13 protein-coding genes are annotated in these 13,622 nt (G+C 65.7%); 9 read left to right on the top strand and 4 right to left on the bottom strand.

What is annotated here, in order from left to right; all coding sequences use genetic code 11:
- Nucleotides 1-3 precede the first annotated feature (3 nt).
- The 4 genes from QTH97_RS13310 to QTH97_RS13295 are packed head-to-tail and all read left to right on the top strand — an operon-like array spanning nt 4 to nt 4,946.
- Entirely contained in the window at nt 4-1,416 is a 1,413-nt protein-coding gene (locus QTH97_RS13310; RefSeq protein WP_286568629.1) for a sodium:proton antiporter, read from the top strand.
- A 2-nt stretch (nt 1,417-1,418) separates the two neighbouring features.
- On the top strand, nt 1,419-2,405 hold the full coding sequence (locus tag QTH97_RS13305; RefSeq protein ID WP_286568627.1) for a 2-hydroxyacid dehydrogenase: 987 nt from the start codon (nt 1,419-1,421) through the stop codon (nt 2,403-2,405).
- 19 nt (nt 2,406-2,424) lie between these two features.
- Nucleotides 2,425-3,768 (top strand): DNA recombination protein RmuC, encoded by a 1,344-nt coding sequence (locus QTH97_RS13300; RefSeq protein WP_286568732.1) that lies wholly within the window; start codon nt 2,425-2,427, stop codon nt 3,766-3,768.
- Nucleotides 3,765-4,946, top strand: a complete 1,182-nt coding sequence (locus tag QTH97_RS13295) for an MFS transporter (RefSeq protein ID WP_286568625.1) — start codon at nt 3,765-3,767, stop codon at nt 4,944-4,946. The genes QTH97_RS13300 and QTH97_RS13295 overlap by 4 nt, the downstream gene beginning before the upstream one ends.
- A 29-nt stretch (nt 4,947-4,975) precedes the next feature.
- Here QTH97_RS13295 and QTH97_RS13290 read toward each other — a convergent pair whose 3' ends face one another.
- The 3 genes from QTH97_RS13290 to earP all read right to left on the bottom strand — a co-directional run bounded on the left by QTH97_RS13290 (nt 4,976) and on the right by earP (nt 7,719).
- Complete coding sequence (locus QTH97_RS13290) at nt 4,976-5,842, bottom strand: LOG family protein (protein ID WP_286568624.1); 867 nt, start codon at nt 5,840-5,842, stop codon at nt 4,976-4,978.
- A gap of 114 nt (nt 5,843-5,956) precedes the next feature.
- Nucleotides 5,957-6,511 carry an elongation factor P gene (efp, locus tag QTH97_RS13285; RefSeq protein ID WP_286568623.1) on the bottom strand — a complete coding sequence of 185 codons (555 nt, stop codon included), beginning with the start codon at nt 6,509-6,511 and terminating at the stop codon, nt 5,957-5,959.
- 137 nt (nt 6,512-6,648) lie between these two features.
- A complete protein-coding gene (gene earP / locus QTH97_RS13280) occupies nt 6,649-7,719 on the bottom strand; it encodes an elongation factor P maturation arginine rhamnosyltransferase EarP (protein ID WP_286568622.1) in 1,071 nt (356 codons plus the stop codon).
- Between the two features lie 48 nt (nt 7,720-7,767).
- Between earP and QTH97_RS13275 the strand changes: the two genes are divergently transcribed.
- From QTH97_RS13275 to QTH97_RS13260, 4 genes are read left to right on the top strand one after another with little or no spacing between them, the layout of a single operon-like run.
- Nucleotides 7,768-8,250, top strand: a complete 483-nt coding sequence (locus tag QTH97_RS13275; RefSeq protein ID WP_286568621.1) for an OsmC family protein — start codon at nt 7,768-7,770, stop codon at nt 8,248-8,250.
- 5 nt (nt 8,251-8,255) lie between these two features.
- Complete coding sequence (gene uvrC / locus QTH97_RS13270) at nt 8,256-10,217, top strand: excinuclease ABC subunit UvrC (protein ID WP_286568620.1); 1,962 nt, start codon at nt 8,256-8,258, stop codon at nt 10,215-10,217.
- 43 nt (nt 10,218-10,260) lie between these two features.
- Nucleotides 10,261-10,827, top strand: a complete 567-nt coding sequence (gene pgsA / locus QTH97_RS13265) for a CDP-diacylglycerol--glycerol-3-phosphate 3-phosphatidyltransferase (protein ID WP_286568619.1) — start codon at nt 10,261-10,263, stop codon at nt 10,825-10,827.
- Entirely contained in the window at nt 10,824-11,705 is an 882-nt protein-coding gene (locus tag QTH97_RS13260; RefSeq protein WP_286568618.1) for a DMT family transporter, read from the top strand. The genes pgsA and QTH97_RS13260 overlap by 4 nt, the downstream gene beginning before the upstream one ends.
- Before the next feature lie 6 nt (nt 11,706-11,711).
- Here the strand turns inward: QTH97_RS13260 and QTH97_RS13255 are convergent, their stop codons facing one another.
- The gene (locus tag QTH97_RS13255; protein ID WP_286568617.1) at nt 11,712-12,656 is read right to left on the bottom strand and encodes a LysR substrate-binding domain-containing protein; all 945 of its coding nucleotides are present in this window, start codon (nt 12,654-12,656) and stop codon (nt 11,712-11,714) included.
- 75 nt (nt 12,657-12,731) lie between these two features.
- Between QTH97_RS13255 and QTH97_RS13250 the strand changes: the two genes are divergently transcribed.
- Nucleotides 12,732-13,622, top strand: coding sequence for an alpha/beta fold hydrolase (locus QTH97_RS13250; protein ID WP_286568616.1), 891 nt, complete (start codon nt 12,732-12,734; stop codon nt 13,620-13,622).

The following is a 13,622-nucleotide window of genomic DNA, read 5'->3' as shown; positions in this document are numbered from 1 at the left end:
TCGATGAGCAAGACCGCGCGCGCGCTGGCGGCCGGCGCGTTGGCGATGGCGGCGCCGGAGATGTCCGTGGCGGCCGATATCGACGGGAGCCGCCTTTCGCCCCTGTGGGGCGTGCCATTTGCAGGCCTCCTGCTGTCGATCGCGCTGATGCCGCTGCTCGCGCCGTCCTTCTGGCACCACCATTTCGGCAAGGTTGCCGCCGCCTGGGCGCTGGCCTTCCTGCTGCCCTTTGGGGTGATCCACGGCGTCCCGCTGGCGGGCGCCCAGCTCGTGCATGCGCTGGTGGCGGAATTCATTCCTTTCATCGTTCTGCTGGGGGCTCTCTTCGCGGTGGCTGGGGGCATCCATATTCGCGGCAACCTGCGCGGGTCGCCCAGGCTCAACACCGCGCTCCTGGCGATCGGCGCCGTGCTCGCGAGCCTCATGGGGACGACGGGCGCGTCGATGCTGCTCATCCGGCCGCTGATCCGGGCGAACGACAACCGCAAGCACAAGGTGCACGTGGTCGTGTTCTTCATCTTCATCGTGTCCAACGTCGGCGGGTCGCTCACGCCGCTGGGCGATCCGCCGCTCTTTCTGGGCTTCCTGAAAGGCGTCGAGTTCTTCTGGACTGCGAAGCACATCCTGCCCGAGACCCTGTTCATCGTCGGCGTGCTGCTGGCCCTTTTCTACGCGCTCGATGCCTTCTACTATCGCAACGAGGGCGTGCAGCGCTTCGATCCGACGCCCGATACCGGCACGATCGGCTTCGATGGCGCCGTCAACTTCTGGCTGCTGGGCGGCATCCTGTTCTTCGTGCTGATGAGCGGCATCTGGCATTCGCCGGTGAGCTTCGACATCCACGGCACCAGGGTCGGCTTGCCTGGCATCGTGCGCGACGTGGCGCTGGTCGTGATCACGCTCGTCTCGCTCAGGATCACATCGCCCAAGGTCCACGAAGCCAACCAGTTCGGCTGGGCGCCGATGGAGGAGGTTGCCAAGCTGTTTGCGGGCATCTTCCTGACCATCGTTCCGGTGATCGCCATGCTCAAGGCGGGCGAGCAGGGGCCGTTCGGCGTCGTCGTCTCGGCGGTGACGCGCCCCGACGGCCAGCCCGATCCGGCCATGTACTTCTGGGCCACCGGAATCCTGAGCTCCTTCCTTGACAATGCACCGACCTACCTGGTGTTCTTCAATACCGCCGGCGGCGACCCGAAGGCGTTGATGACCACCTACGCGACGACGCTGGCGGCAATTTCGGCCGGCGCCGTGTTCATGGGCGCGAACACCTACATCGGCAACGCGCCCAACCTGATGGTCAAGGCCATCGCTGAAAGCCGCGGCGTGCGCATGCCGAGCTTCTTCGGCTTCATGCTGTGGTCGGGCGTCATCCTGATGCCGCTGTTCATCATTGCCACTTTCATCTTCTTCCGCTGATCATGAGCAAACCCAAAATCCTCGTTGCCCGTTCGATCTTTCCCGAGACCATAGCCCGTCTTGAAGAACATTTCGAAGTCGAATCCAACCCGAACGACGAAAGCTGGAGCAAAGCCAGGCTGATCGAAAAACTCCAGGGCAGGCAGGGCGTCTTCACCACCGGCAGCGAGCGCATCGACGCCGAACTGCTCGATGCCTGCCCCGACCTGAAGATCTGCGCCAACATGGCCGTGGGCTACAACAACTTCGACATCGACGCGATGACGGCGCACGGCGTGCTCGGCACCAATGCGCCGGACGTGCTGACCGAAACCACAGCCGACTTCGGTTTTGCGTTGCTGATGGCGACGGCGCGGCGCATCGCCGAGAGCGAACATTTCCTGCGCGCAGGCAAGTGGGAAAAGTGGAGCTACGACATGTTCTCGGGCTCGGACATCCACGGGTCCACGCTCGGCATCATCGGCATGGGCCGCATCGGGCAGGGCATCGCGAAGCGGGGCGCACACGGGTTCGGCATGAAAGTGATCTATCACAACCGTTCCCGGCTCGATGCGGCGCTCGAAGCCGAATGCAAGGCCAGCTACGCCGGCAAGGACGAGTTGCTGAAGACCGCCGATCACGTCGTGCTCGTGGTGCCCTATACGCCGGCGTCCCATCACACCATCGGCGCGGCGGAACTGGCGCTGATGAAGCCGACCGCCACGCTCGTCAACATCGCACGCGGCGGCATCGTCGACGACGCGGCGCTCGCGGCGGCGCTGCGCGACAAGCGCATCGCAGCGGCGGGCCTCGACGTGTTCGAAGGCGAACCGAAGGTGCATCCGGACCTGCTCACCGTGCCCAACGTCGTGCTCACGCCCCACATTGCGAGCGCCACGGTGCCCACTCGCCGCGCCATGGCCGACCTGGCGGTCGACAACCTCGTCGGCTACCTCGTGAGCAACAAGCCGGTCACGCCCCTCAATCCCGCAGTGCTTGCGGCCAAGTAAGAAGACAACGACCCCCGTGATCGAAACCTGGATCCTGCTGGCCCTCGCGGCCCTGAATTTCATCCTCATCCTGTGGTTGCTGCTGCGCAAGCAGCCCGCGCCCGACCATTCGGCGCTGGTGGCGACACTGGGCGCCGGCAACGAGCGCATCGAGCGCGAACTGCGCCACGAGATCGGCGAGTCCTCGCGCGGCGCCCGGCAGGAAACCGCGCAGGCCTTTGCCAGCTTCCAGCAGGCGCTGGTGCAGCAGGGTGCGGAGGCCACGCGGACGCAGAACGCGCAGATCGACGCCTTTGCGCAGCAGCTCACGCTGCTGCAGAAGACGCTGGGCGACACGCTCAACACCCAACTCCAGGGGCTGAGCGAATCCAACGCGCGCCGGCTCGCCGAAGTGCGCGCCACGATGGAAACCCAGCTCGCACAGCTCCAGCAGAACAACAGCGCCAAGCTGGACGAGATGCGCAAGACGGTCGACGAGAAGCTTCAGAGCACGCTCGAAGCCCGGCTGGGCGAAAGCTTCAAGCAGGTGGCGGACCGGCTGGAGCAGGTGCACAAGGGCCTGGGCGAGATGCAGACGCTCGCCGTCGGCGTGGGCAGCCTGCAGCGCGTGCTGACCAACGTGAAGACCCGCGGCGTCTTCGGCGAAGTGCAACTCGAGGCGCTGCTTGAACAGGTGCTGACGACCGACCAGTACGCCAAGCAGGTCGAGACCAAGCCTCGCAGCGGCCAGCGCGTCGACTTCGCGATCCGTTTCCCGGGACGGGGTGGCGACGGGGCGCCGGTCTGGTTGCCCATCGACGCCAAGTTTCCGCGCGATGACTACGAGCGTCTGCTCGACGCGCACGAGCGTGCCGATCCCGGCGCTGCCGAAACTGCCGCCAAGGCCTTGGAAACGCGCATTCGCACCGAAGCCAAGTCGATCTCCGAAAACTACCTGGCCGCGCCGCACACCACGGATTTCGCGATCCTCTTCCTGCCGGTCGAAAGCCTCTATGCCGAAGTGCTGCGCCGCCCCGGCCTGATGGATGCGATCCAGCGTCAGCATCGCGTGACTCTCGCCGGGCCGACGACGTTGCTGGCGATGCTCAACAGCCTGCACATGGGCTTTCGCACGCTGGCGTTGGAGCAACAGGCTTCCGAAGTGTGGAAGGTGCTGGGTGCGGTCAAGACGGAGTTCGAGCGCTACGGCGAATGGGTTTCGCGCATCAAGGAACAGGTGGCGAAGGCTTCCGACACCCTCGACAAGGCTGACACGCGCGCCAAGCAGATGCGGCTCGCGTTGCGCAAGGTGGAGGCGCTGCCCGAGGCGCAATCCCAGGCGCTGTTGCCGTCCGCCGACGGCGAGGACGATCTCCAGACGTGAATGCCGGCCTGCTTCGCCTGATCCTCGCGCAGGTCTGCCTGCATGCGGCGATGACGGGCACCCGGCTGGCGGCCCCGCTGCTGGCGCTGCGAGAGGGTTACAGCGCGGCTGCCGTCGGGGTCCTGCTGGCCCTGTTCGCGCTGACGCAGGTGTTCCTGGCGCTGCCTGCCGGGCGCTTCGCGGATCGGCATGGTTTGCGGCGGCCGTTGACCATCGCCGTCGTTTCAGCCTCAGCCGGGGCCGCCATGGCCGCGGTGCTGCCCGTATTTCCAGTGCTCTGCCTCGCGGCGTTGCTGACGGGCGGCGCCACCGGCATCGCTGTGATCGCGTTGCAGCGTCACGTCGGCCGCGCGGCGAGCAATCCGACCCAGCTCAAGCAGGTGTTCAGCTGGCTTGCGATCGCGCCGGCCGCCGCCAACTTCGTCGGGCCGTTTGTCACGGGCTTGCTGATTGACCACGCCGGTCCCACGCCGGGCGATTTGCTTGGCTATCGGGTGGCATTCGCCTTGCTCGCGCTGCTGCCGGTCGCCTGCTGGATGCTCGCGCGCGGAACGGCCGAACTCCCCCCGGTGCGCCTGCCGCCAGGAGCGCCCAAGCCGCGCGCCTGGGATCTGCTGAGTCAGCCCATGTTCCGGCGTCTCCTGTTCGTGAACTGGTTGCAATCCGCGTCATGGGACGTGCACACCTTCGTATTGCCGATCCTGGGCCACGAGCGCGGGCTGAGCGCTTCGATGATCGGCTCGATCCTTGGCGCCTTCGCGGTGGCGGCGGCCGGCATTCGCGTCGTTTTGCCGCTGGTGGCGTCCCGCTTCAGCGAACGCGGCGTGATCACCGCGTCGAACGTGGTTACGGCCCTGGTCTTCGCGGCCTATCCGTTCATGACTTCGGCGCTGGGCATGGGCGCCTGCTCTGTGGTGCTCGGCGTGGCGCTCGGCGCGGTGCAGCCCATGGTGATGAGCATGCTGCACCAGATCACGCCGCACGCGCGGCACGGCGAAGCGCTCGGCCTGCGCGTGATGACGCTCAACGCCTCCAGTGTCGCCATGCCCATGCTCTTCGGCGCAGCCGGGGCCCTGATCGGAGTCGCAGGCGTGTTCTGGATCGTAGGTGGTGTCGTGGCGCTGGGCACCCGCTCGGTCTGGGGCCTCCAGGCCCCTGCCGCCGCCTCCCACGAGTAGGGCTCGCGAAGCCCGAGCCTGAGGGCAAGCTAGAGCTTGTAAAAGGTCTTGATGTAGTCCCAGGCGTCCTGCGGCGCGTCCACGTACTCGATCAGCTTCACGTCGTTGGGCGAGATGACGCCTTCCTCGGCCAGGAACTCGAAGTTGATGAGCTGCTTCCAGTAGTCCGAGCCGAACAGTACGATTGGCACGGGCTTGGCCTTGCGGGTCTGGACCAGCGTGATGACCTCGAACAGCTCGTCCAGGGTGCCGAAGCCGCCCGGAAAGGCCACCAGCGCCTTCGCCCGCATCATGAAATGCATCTTGCGGATCGCGAAATAGTGGAACTTGAAGCTCAGCGCCGGCGTGACGTAGGGGTTGGCTTCTTCTTCCATCGGCAGCGCGATCGCCAGGCCCACCGACAGGCCGCCGCCTTCATAGGCGCCGCGGTTGGCCGCCTGCATGATGCCAGGGCCGCCGCCGGTGCACACGAAGAGCTTGTCCTGAGGCTCCTTGTCGTTGCTGTATTGCGCGACGAGCTTGCCGAAGGCACGCGCCTTCTCGTAATAGTGGGAGCTGCGCGCGAGCTTGCGCCAGCGGTCGGCTGCGATGGTGTCGCCCGATGCCTCGGCCTGGGCGATCAATGCGCCCGATTCCTCTTCGCTTCGAAATCGCGCGCTGCCGAAAACCACCACCGTGTTCTCGATGCCGTGGGCGCGCATCTCGAGGTCGGGCTTCATGAGTTCGAGTTGCATCCGCAGTCCGCGCGTTTCGCGGCGCAGCAGGAATTCCGGGTCGGCGAAAGCCAGGCGGGAGGGATCCGTATGCAGCGGAAGTCCCTTGTCCGCATGGGCCTGCAGTGTGGCCCAGGCGTCGGCGAGGCGTTTGTCGTGGAGGTCGTGTGTGCTGTTGGGCATGGTCTTGCGAGGAAAGCGAAGCTGAATTGTGCGCCTTGCAGATTTCGGGCCCGTTCGGTCGGAGCGCACGCAAAAAAGGCTCCCGAGGGAGCCTTTTTCGAGGTGAGCGGGCGCTTAGACGCGTTTGCGGTATTCGCCGGTGCGGGTGTCGATTTCGATGCGGTCGCCTTGCGCAACGAAGAGCGGCACGCCAATTTCGAAACCGGTGGAAATCTTGGCCGGCTTCATGACCTTGCCCGAGGTGTCGCCCTTGACGGCCGGCTCGGTCCAGGTGATTTCGCGCTCGACGCTGGTCGGCAGTTCGACCGAGATGGCCTTGCCGTCGTAGAACACGACTTCGACCGGCATGCCGTCTTCGAGGTAGTTGAGCGAGTCGCCCATGTTCTCGGCTTCGACCTCATACTGGTTGTATTCGGTGTCCATGCAGACGTACATTGGGTCGGCGAAGTAGGAATAGGTGCATTCCTTCTTGTCGAGCACGATCTGCTCCATCTTGTCGTCGGCCTTGAAGACCACTTCGGTGTTGAAGTTGGCAATCAGGCTCTTGAGCTTCATGCGCACGGTGGCGGAATTGCGGCCGCCACGGCTGTATTCGGTCTTGAGGACGACCATGGGGTCCTTGCCGTGCATGATCACGTTGCCAGCGCGGATTTCTTGAGCGATTTTCATAAACAGAGTCTCTGGATGTTGGCCGCTCGGTGCGTCGTCGGGCCCTGTGGCCCTCTGACGCATTCACCGCGGCGGGTTCAGCGGATGCTGCGGCAATCGGGACAGGCCCCGGCCGGAAATCCGCAAAGCCCGCAATTTTAGCTTTTTTGGACGACGCAACGTCGAAGGCGCGTCAAAAGGTCGTCCTGTCCGAGCAGGCATGCACGTGCCGCGAGCGCGGTCGAACCCCAGGATTCGAGCGTCGCCGGGGTCAGATCCGGCAGTGCGTTCCGTGCCATGCCGTTCCAGAGGTGGTGGAAGCTGCGCAAGGAGGGCGGGGCAGTCAACCAGTCCAGCAAGGCTTCCAGCTTGGTGTGGTGAGCGTCGTCATCCTGAGGGTAGATCTGCCAGATGAACGGGGCGCCGGCCCAGATCGCCCGAACCAGGGAATCTTCGCCGCGGACGAAATTCAGATCGCAAGCCCACAGGAGGTGATCGAACTCCGCTTGCTGCAGATAGGGCAGCCACGAGATCGAAAGCGCGCCGCGCTGTGCGGGGCCGGGTGGCAAGGCGGCAGTGGCGCGTCCCGCGGTGACCAGCAGCCGCGTCGGTTGGCCGGCGCGTTCGAACTGGGCGAGCAGGGCTTCGAGCGCCGGCGGTTCGTAGCAAAACAGCGAAACGAGCAGCTCGCCTTGCCAGGGGATGCCGTGTCGCGAGAGCCAGGAGCCCCGATCGAAGCGCTCGCGCCGCGCCATCAGGTCGGGCTCGCGCAAGAGGCCGCCTGTCGCGGTGGTGAATCCTGGGTAGAAGAAGTGCTTGGTCAGCCCGGCGCCCGGTTCCCTGAAAACCGGGGAGGGCAGGCCGTGCAGGCGCTCGACATAGGGCTCGGCCGACAGGTACTCCAGGTTGATCCACCGGTGACTGGACCCGCTTCTGGGCGCCTGCTGCGCGAACACTGCGACGATTTCGGGCGCGGGATCGCAGCCGAAGGCCTCGACCAGCACGTCGGGCGAAGGCGCGTTCGCGGCCTGGATCGCCGCCGTGTCTTTTGTCCAGGCGATGACGGAAACCCCTTTGCACCCCCCGGGCGCCATCCAGGCCAGCGCGGAGGGATCGTCGATCCACAAGCGCACCGTCTCGCCGTGGCCTGCAAGCGCGGCGGCCAGCCGCCAGCAGACGCCGGCATCGCCATGGTTGTCTATGACCTTGCAGAAAATGTCCCAGCGCATCGCGGGATACTCTACAGCCCTCTCATGGAGACACCGGAGACAACTTCCATGTCACAACACTCCGCCGACATCCTCTGGCAACGCGATGGCCAGGACTTCGTCGGCAATCGCTACAGCCGCCGCCACACGATCCGCTTCGACGGCGGAGCGGAATGGTCCGGCTCGTCCTCGCCGCATGTCGTGCCGCTGCCGATGTCGGACGCCACGGCCGTGGACCCGGAAGAACTCTTTGTCGCCTCGCTGTCGAGCTGTCACATGCTGTGGTTCCTTTCGATCGCGGCGTCACGCGGTTTTTGCGTGGAGCGCTACGCCGACAGCGCGAGCGGGCGGATGGGGCGCAACGCTGCCGGCAAGACGGCGATGACCGTCGTCACGCTGCGGCCGCAGGTGCAGTTCTCGGGCGAGCGCCTGCCAACGCGCGAGCAGATCGAAGCCATGCATCACGCGGCACACGAAGAGTGCTTCATCGCCAATTCGGTCCGCGCGGACGTCCGCTGCGAACCGGTGATGGAAGACGGGGCCCCGCGGTAAGGTCAATGGCTGACACGCATTCCGATCAATTGCTCAGCGAAGTGGCGGCATTGCCGCAACTGCCGGGCGTCTATCGCTATTTCGACGCGGCAGGCGCGGTGCTGTACGTGGGCAAGGCGCGCAATCTCAAGAGGCGCGTGGCGAACTACTTCCAGAAGAACCACGCCGGCACGCGCATCGGCCACATGATCTCCAAGATCGCCCGCATGGAGACCACGGTGGTGCGCTCCGAGGCCGAGGCGCTGCTGCTCGAGAACAACCTGATCAAGACGCTCAAGCCGCGCTACAACATCCTGTTTCGCGACGACAAGAGCTACCCGTACCTCAAGATCGCCTCGCACGCCTTCCCCCGGCTGGCGTACTACCGCGGATCGGTCGATCGCAAGCACCGTTATTTCGGGCCATATCCCAGCGCGTGGGCGGTCAAGGAATCGATCCAGTTGCTGCAGAAGGTGTTCAAGCTCCGCACCTGCGAAGACACTGTCTACGGAAATCGCACGCGGCCCTGCCTGCTCTACCAGATCAAGCGCTGCAGCGGCCCCTGCGTGGGCTACATCGCACCGGAGGACTACGCGCAGGACGTGGCCAATGCGGAGGCCTTCCTCATGGGTGACACGCAAGCTGTCCTCACGCAGCTCGAGGCGCGGATGATGTCCCACGCCGAGAAGCTGGAGTTCGAGCAGGCGGCCGAACTGCGCAACCAGATGTCGGCGCTGTCGCGCGTGCTGCACCAGCAGTCGGTCGAGATCGCATCCGACAAGGACGTGGACATCCTCGCCGTCAAGGTCCAGGGCGGCAAGGCCTGCGTGAACCTCGCGATGGTGCGCGGCGGGCGGCACCTGGGCGACCGCGCCTACTTCCCGGTGCATGTGGAAGATGCCACCCAGATCCAGCACGGTGAACGGGACATCGAGGGCGACGACGAACCGCCTGCGTCCGACGCGGTCGAGGTGCAGGTGCTCGAGGCGTTCATTGCGCAGCACTACATCGACGTGCCCGTGCCGGCGACGCTGGTGCTGAGCGAACTGGTGGGCCGCGAACTGATCGAGGCGATCTCGCAGCAGGCGGGCACGCGGGTGACGGCCGTATTCCAGCCGCGCGAGCAGCGTCGTCACTGGCTTGAAATGGCGTGCAAGAACGCATCGCTCCAGCTCGCGCGCCTGCTCGCCGAGGAGGGCTCCCAGCAGGCACGCACGCGCGCGCTGGTCGATTCGCTCGAACTGGCGCCGGACGATCTCGACAATTTCCGCGTCGAGTGTTTCGACATCTCGCACACGGCGGGCGAAGCGACCCAGGCTTCGTGCGTCGTGTTCGAGCATCACGCCATGCAGAACCGCGAATACCGGCGCTACAACATCGAAGGCATCACGCCGGGCGACGACTACGCCGCGATGCGGCAGGTGCTGCATCGCCGCTATGGCAAGTTGGCCGAGGCCATGGCGGCGGAAACCGATGCGCCCCCGGCCGGCGATGCCGCAGGCGCGGGGACCGATGCGCGGCCTGGCACGCGTACCGCGCGCATGCCGGACCTGGTGTTGGTCGATGGCGGCAAGGGGCAGGTGTCGATGGCGCGCGAAGTGTTCAGCGAGCTGGGGCTCCCCCTGTCGTTGATCGTCGGCGTGGAAAAGGGTGAAGGGCGCAAGGTCGGCCTGGAGGAACTCGTGTTCGCCGACGGACGCGAGAAGGTATACCTCGGCCGCGATTCGGCAGCATTGATGCTGGTCGCGCAGATTCGCGACGAGGCGCACCGATTCGCGATCACCGGCATGCGCGCCAAGCGGGCAAAGATCCGCGTCGGGGGCAGCCAACTCGAAGATATTCCGGGGATCGGACCGAAGCGCCGCGCGCGCCTGTTGCAGCGATTCGGCGGAATTCGGGGTGTCGCGGCGGCCAGCGTCGAAGACATTGCGTCAGTCGAGGGCATTGCTTTCGACCTCGCCGAAGAAATCTACCGCGCGTTGCACTAGGGTGAGATCGGCAGGCCCCGGGTCGGGCCATATACTCGTTCGAATGTTCTGGACCCTGCCTACGATCATGACCTGGACGCGCATCGTCGCGATTCCCTTGATCGTGGGTGTGTTCTACCTGCCGCTGTCGGAACCGATGCGCAATCTCATCGCGACGGTGATGTTCATCGTCTTCGCGGCGACCGACTGGCTCGATGGCTTCCTGGCACGCCGGCTCAACCAGACTTCGGCGTTCGGCGCCTTCCTCGATCCGGTTGCCGACAAGTTCCTCGTGTGCGCTTCGCTGCTCGTGCTGGTTCACCTCAATCGTGCCGACGTGTTCGTGGCGCTGATCATCATCGGCCGCGAGATCGCGATCTCCGCGTTGCGCGAATGGATGGCGCAGATCGGCGCCGGAAAGAGCGTCGCGGTCCACATGGTCGGCAAGGTCAAGACCGTGGTGCAGATGGTGGCCATCCCCTTCCTGCTCTTCAACGGCGTGCTTTTCGGCGTGATCGACACTGGCGCTTGGGGACATTGGCTGATCTGGATCTCCGCGGTTCTCACCGTGTGGTCGATGGTCTATTACCTCCAGAAGGCCATACCCGAGATTCGGGCCCGGGCGAAATGACGGACACGGCCCGCTCTGCGGGCTGGCTGCGCGCGATGCCGGCGGTCTTCGTGCTGATCTGGAGCACCGGCTTCATCGTGGCGCGGTTTGGCATGCCCTACGCACCGCCGCTCAAGTTCCTCGCGGTTCGCTATGCACTCTCTGTGGTCTGCTTCCTCGTCTGGGTCAGGGTGGCGCGCGTCGCCTGGCCGCGAGACCGGGTGCAGTGGGGCCACCTCGCCGTCACCGGCGTGCTGATGCAGGCGGGCTACCTGGGGGGTGTCTGGGCGGCCGTCAGGGCCGGAATGTGGTCCGGGCTCATTGCGTTGCTGGTCGGAATCCAGCCCGTCTTGACCGCCGTCTGGATGTCGATGAGCGGCGGCACGATCACGCGTCGTCAATGGGCCGGGTTGTTCCTCGGATTCCTGGGGCTGGTGATGGTCGTGTCACGCAAGCTTGGGCAGGGTGGGGAAGTCAGTGGGCTGAGCATGGGGCTGGCATTGATGGCGCTCCTGTCGATCACCGCCGGTACGCTGTACCAGAAGCGCTTTGTCGCCCCTTGCGACGTGCGCAGCGCGAACGCGGTCCAGCTTGCGGCGGCGCTGCTGGTCACCTTGCCCTTCGCTGCGCTGGAGAGCGACGGCATCCAGTGGAACCTGGCGTCGGGTGGCGCGATGGCCTGGTCCGTCCTGGCCCTCTCGCTGGGAGGCAGCTCGCTTCTCTACATACTGATCCAGCGCGGTACCGCCACGGCCGTCACGAGCCTGCTCTATCTCGTGCCGCCGTGCACCGCGGTGATGGCGTGGTTGCTATTTGCGGAGCCGATCACCGTGGTAACGCTGGCAGGCATCGCAACGACGGCCATCGGCGTGAGCCTGGTGGTCCGCGGCGAGCGCTGAGCCTGCTCAGCGCGGCCGCGCGTGGTCGACCCTCCACGGCTCGCCGCGAAAGCGCTCCACCAGGAAGTCGATGAGCACCCGTACGCGTCGAGGCGTCTTGGGTCGCCATGGCGCGACCCATTGAATATCCGCGTCCGGCATCGCGAACTGCGGCAGTACGCGCACCAGTTCGCCTGTTGCGAGGAGGGGTGCGATGTCCCAGAGGCTGCGCAGCATGATGCCGCGCCCGGCCAGGCACCAATCGCGCACCATCTCGCCCGAATTGCTCGACAGCGGACCACGCACATGGACGCGAACCGTCGTGCCGTCCTTGACGTGACGCAGCGTCCAAAGCGCGAATTCGCGCTCGCTGGCTTCACTGTTCTCGCGCGCCACGAGGCAGTCGTGCGCCGCGAGCGCGGCAGCGTCGGTGGGGACCCCATGTTGCTCGAGATAGGCGGGCGCGGCCGCCAGCACGCGCTGGTTGCGGGCAATACGGCGTGTAACCCAGTCGCCCGCTCGGCGATGTTCCGGCTGCCACAACCAGACCGCGCCGTCGTGCCCCTCAGCGCCCAGGTCCGGCAGTTTCTCAGCCAGCGTGAGCTGGATCTGCAGCCCGGGATGTTGCTCGTTGAACACCGCGAGCGCCGGCCCGAGCCAGTGCCTGCCGAAGCCGAAGGTGGCGACGAGCCGGATCGTTCCGCTCAGTTCGCTCTGGCGTTCGCCGAGTTCGTTCTCGAGCGCGGCGAAGCCGTCGAGCAGGGCCTTGGCATGCAGGCACACTGCCTCACCCTCCACCGTGGCGCTGAGTCTGCGCGTGGTTCGGTCGAACAGCCGCTGGCCCAGTCGCGCCTCCAGCGCGCCGAGCCGCTTGGTCACGACGGAGGGCACGACGTTCAGCGCGAGCGCGGCGCCGGCAAGGCTGCCGCGCGCGCGGATCGCCATCACGAGTTCCAGATCGCTGCGTTCCATTCTTGCCGTTTCGGAAAGTATCAATTGGCTTATTGTTGCTTGATGGCGAGAGGTGCGCAACGCACAATTCATCGCATGTTGGCTTCGTTCTCCACCTTCGATCTGTCCCGCGACGGGGTTCGGCTGCACGGCCGTGTTGGGGGCAGCGGCGCGCCTCTGCTGCTGCTCCATGGACATCCGCAGACGCATGTCATCTGGCATCGCATCGCGCCTGTGCTGGCCGAGCACTTCACCTTGGTCATGCTCGATCTGCGCGGCTACGGAGATTCCGGCCGTCCGGTGGCCGATGCGGCCCATTCGCGCTACAGCAAGCGCGAGATGGCGCTTGACGCGCTGGCCGCCATGCGGCATCACGGCTTCGAGCGCTTCGGCGTGCTGGCGCATGACCGGGGTGCGCGCGTGGCCCATCGGCTTGCGGCAGACCATCCGGGGACGGTGGAGCGCCTCATGCTGCTCGACATCGCTCCGACGCTCGGGATGTACGAGGAAACGTCCGAAGCTTTTGCGAAGGCCTATTGGCACTGGTTCTTCCTGATCCAGCCGCCGCCGTTGCCCGAAGCGCTCATCGAATCGGATCCGGTGCGCTATGTGCGCAGCGTCATGGGCAGCCGCCACGCGGGTCTTGCGCCCTTTGCGCGGGAAGCGCTCGCCGAGTACGAACGCTGCGCGTCGATCGACGGCACTGCGAAAGCCATCTGCGAGGACTATCGGGCCTCGGCGACCATCGACCTGGAACACGATCGCGCCGACATCGCAGCTGGGCGCAAGCTCACGCAGCCGCTGCGCGTGCTGTGGGGCGAGCACGGTGCCGTCGGACGCTGCTTCGATGTGTTGGCGCTGTGGCGCGAGCGCGCCGACGACGTGTCGGGCGAAGCCCTGTCCTGCGGCCACTACATTCCCGAAGAAGCGCCCCGAGATTTGCTGGCGCAGGCGCTTCCCTTTTTCAACGCGACCCACAAGGATTGA

The sequence above is a fragment of the Variovorax gracilis genome, assembly GCF_030317115.1.
In the GTDB taxonomy this organism is placed as follows: domain Bacteria; phylum Pseudomonadota; class Gammaproteobacteria; order Burkholderiales; family Burkholderiaceae_C; genus Variovorax; species Variovorax gracilis.
The sequence above is the reverse complement of the archived record's forward strand: the minus strand, read 5'-3'. Positions and strand labels throughout refer to the sequence as shown.

Excerpts from the sequence above, each read along its gene's own strand:
- QTH97_RS13260 (WP_286568618.1), top strand. The coding sequence starts at position 10,824 with ATGACGGACACGGCCCGCTCTGCGGGCTGGCTGCGCGCGATGCCGGCG.
- QTH97_RS13310 (WP_286568629.1), top strand. The coding sequence starts at position 4 with ATGAGCAAGACCGCGCGCGCGCTGGCGGCCGGCGCGTTGGCGATGGCG.
- QTH97_RS13250 (WP_286568616.1), top strand. The coding sequence starts at position 12,732 with ATGTTGGCTTCGTTCTCCACCTTCGATCTGTCCCGCGACGGGGTTCGG.
- QTH97_RS13290 (WP_286568624.1), bottom strand. The coding sequence starts at position 5,842 with ATGCCCAACAGCACACACGACCTCCACGACAAACGCCTCGCCGACGCC.
- earP (WP_286568622.1), bottom strand. The coding sequence starts at position 7,719 with ATGCGCTGGGACATTTTCTGCAAGGTCATAGACAACCATGGCGATGCC.
- QTH97_RS13305 (WP_286568627.1), top strand. The coding sequence starts at position 1,419 with ATGAGCAAACCCAAAATCCTCGTTGCCCGTTCGATCTTTCCCGAGACC.
- QTH97_RS13275 (WP_286568621.1), top strand. The coding sequence starts at position 7,768 with ATGTCACAACACTCCGCCGACATCCTCTGGCAACGCGATGGCCAGGAC.
- QTH97_RS13255 (WP_286568617.1), bottom strand. The coding sequence starts at position 12,656 with ATGGAACGCAGCGATCTGGAACTCGTGATGGCGATCCGCGCGCGCGGC.
- uvrC (WP_286568620.1), top strand. The coding sequence starts at position 8,256 with ATGGCTGACACGCATTCCGATCAATTGCTCAGCGAAGTGGCGGCATTG.
- pgsA (WP_286568619.1), top strand. The coding sequence starts at position 10,261 with ATGTTCTGGACCCTGCCTACGATCATGACCTGGACGCGCATCGTCGCG.
- efp (WP_286568623.1), bottom strand. The coding sequence starts at position 6,511 with ATGAAAATCGCTCAAGAAATCCGCGCTGGCAACGTGATCATGCACGGC.